The organism is Rhodobacter sp. Har01, from assembly GCF_020564565.1.
GTDB lineage: Bacteria > Pseudomonadota > Alphaproteobacteria > Rhodobacterales > Rhodobacteraceae > Pseudogemmobacter.
This window is the reverse complement of sequence record NZ_JAJCTD010000024.1, coordinates 1-3025: the sequence shown is the minus strand read 5'-3', so window position 1 is coordinate 3025 and position 3025 is coordinate 1. Positions and strand designations below refer to the sequence as shown.

Genomic DNA, 3025 nt, shown 5'->3' with positions numbered 1-3025 from the left:
CCCCCCGGATCCCCCAGCCCAGACCCCGCTTTAATCCAGACTTGTGCCAACCCTGCATCACCAAACAACGGAAAAGACCACCAAAACACCAAATCAACCGTCCCGGAACGCGTGCTCAAGCTGGTCCGAATCGAGCGGCGGGAGTGTGTTTCCCGACGTGCCACAGTCCCGCCGCCGACCCTGCCAAAGCCGGGTTTCGGGGCACAGGTTCGCCCTATGCGGGTGCGGTTTTTGCGGGACTATGGCGGCAATATGGCGTAATATTTCATGTATCGCCCGGGTATTTGAACCGTTCCACATGATCTGCGCCAGTGAACTTTCTGATGACGTTCGGGCGGTCTAGGCCGACCGGTCCAGGTTTCAAGAGAAGATGAGAGTTGAACGATGACCATTTCCGACGATTTTTCTGGCGGCGTTCTTGACCCGGTCTGGCGGATCGAGGGGCCGCTGGGGGTTTCCTCGGCGCTGGGGGTCACAGGTCAGGACGCCTGGCTGGCGCTGGTGACCCCGGACGGGACCTATGACGCCTGGAACACCAACACCGCGGCGCGGGCGATGCAGACCACCGCGGACGATGATTTCCAGCTTGAGGCGCGCTTCCTCAGCCTGCCGGCAACGAAATACCAGGGCCAGGGCTTCCTGGCCGAGCAGGATGCGCAGAACTGGGTGCGCTACGACACCTATTCCGACGGCAGCAAGCTGTTCGCCTTCGCCGCAGTCACGGTGAACGGCGTCTCGACGATGAAGTTCAAGGTCGCCATTCCCGGCAACGTGGCGCCGCATCTGCAGATGGTGCGGGTGGGCGACGTCTGGACGATGAAATATTCCACCGACGGCGCGACCTGGGTCACCGCGGGCAGCTTCAGCCATGCCCTGACGGTGACCGCGACCGGGGTCTTCGCCTCGAACAGCTCTAACGCCAACGGCTTCACCGCGCTGGTCGACTATTTCGAGACCGGCACCGACCCGATCCAGAACGAGGACGGCACCATCGTGCCACCCAATGCCGTGCCGCTGTCGACCGATGACAGCTATCAACTGGCATCGGACGGAACCCTCAGTGTTGCGGCAGAGGACGGTGTGCTGAGAAACGACCGCGACCCGGAGGGCGGGGTGCTTGCCGTCACGCTCGGGTCTTCCCCGGCGCACGGGACGGTCACGTTGAACGCGGATGGCAGCTTCAGCTATTCCGCCAACGCCGGATACACCGGGCCGGACAGCTTTGCCTACACGGTGACCGATGCACTGGGGGCAACCGCCACGGCCACGGTGTCGTTGCAGCCCGACAACACCGCGCCGGTTCTTGTCACCGGCACCAGCGCGTTTTCCAAGACCGTGGTCAGCACCGCGATGCCGCTGACGCACATCGCCCTTGCGGCCGACTTCGACCTCGATGGCGACCTCGACATCGTCGCCACCTCCGAACAGGACGATTCGGTGGTCTGGTTCGAGAATGACGGCAACTTCGGGTTCACCCGACGGGTGATCGACAACGCCCTGGAATCGGCCTATCCGGCGTCGCTGGCGGACCTCGACCTTGACGGCGACACGGATGTGCTGGTGGGCGGCTATCGGGCCGACCAGTATGTCTGGTACGAAAACGCCGGCGACGGAACCTTCACCAAGCGCTTCATCGCGACACAGGATGGTGCGCATTCCATCTTCGCGGTGGACATGGATGGTGACGGCGATCTTGATCTGATCACCGCCGGGCAGGATTCGAACACCATCGCCTGGTATGAGAACAACGGTTCCCAGTCCTTCACGCCGCACCTGATCAATGCCGCCGCGCTGGCTGCCAAGTCCGCCGTTGCCTTCGACATGGACGCAGACGGCGACCTTGATGTCGTTGCGGCAAGTTTTGCCGATGACACGATTGCCTGGTACGAGAATGACGGCGACCAGAACTTTTCCAGGCGTGTGATCGATGCCGCCGCGAATGGCGCCTACTTTGCGACGGTTGCGGATATTGATGGCGACGGCGACCGTGATGTCGTGGCGGCCAGTCAGTTGGACAACAGCATTGCCTGGTACAGCAACTCCGGCGGCGTCTTCACCAAGCGTCTGATCGCCGCCGATGCCAATGCGGCGCGGTTCGTCTCGACCGGCGACATCGACGGCGATGGCGATATCGACATCCTGTCGGCCAGTGTCGATGACAACACCATCGCGCTTTACCGCAATGACGGTGCGGGCGCTTTCACGCGGATCATCGTCGATGGTCAAGCCATCGGGGCCTACGGCGCCATCGCGACCGACATGGATGGCGATGGCCTGATTGATGTGCTGGGGGCCAGCAAGACCGATGGCAAGGTGTCGATCCTGTTCCAGCAAAAGGCCCACCAGCTTGCCATCGAGGCTGGGTCCAGTCTGGTCATCGACACGGCAAGACTGCAGGCCGTCGATGCCGATCAGTCTGCCGCAGGGCTGGTCTACAGGGTGGTGACTGCCCCGACGGCGGGTCAGTTGCGGCTGGACGGGATCGTGCTGGGTGCGAATGGCACCTTCACGCAGCAAGACGTCAACCTCGGCCGGGTGTCCTATCAGCAGACCGCCGCGGGACAGGGCAGTGACAGCTTCGTCCTGTCGCTGAGCGATGGGATCGCGCCCGCATCAACGGCCGCCTTCTCGGTCAGCATCGCGGGCGCAAACCCGGTGGGCGCCCCGGTTTCCGACGATTTTTCCGGTGGCGTTCTTGACCCGGTCTGGCGGATCGAGGGGCCGGCGGGGGTTTCCTCTTCGCTGGGGACCGCAGGTCAGGAAGCCTGGCTGGCGCTGGTCACCCCGGACGGCACCTATGACGCCTGGAACACCAACACCGCGGCGCGGGCGATGCAGACCACCGCGGACGATGATTTCCAGCTTGAGGCACGCTTCCTCAGCCTGCCGGCGACGAAGTACCAGGGCCAGGGCTTCCTGGCCGAGCAGGACGCGCAGAACTGGCTGCGCTACGACACCTTCTCGGACGGCCGCAAGCTCTATGCCTTCGCCGCGGTGACGGTGGACGGCGTCTCGACCCAGAAGT

General features: G+C 63.5%; 1 protein-coding gene. It reads left to right on the top strand.

Going from position 1 to position 3025, the window contains the following annotated elements; translation table 11 throughout:
• Window positions 1–384: 384 nt before the first annotated feature.
• Window positions 385–3025 (top strand): FG-GAP-like repeat-containing protein (locus tag LHP98_RS19175; protein ID WP_227254151.1); only part of this gene is annotated, 2641 nt, incomplete at its 3' end.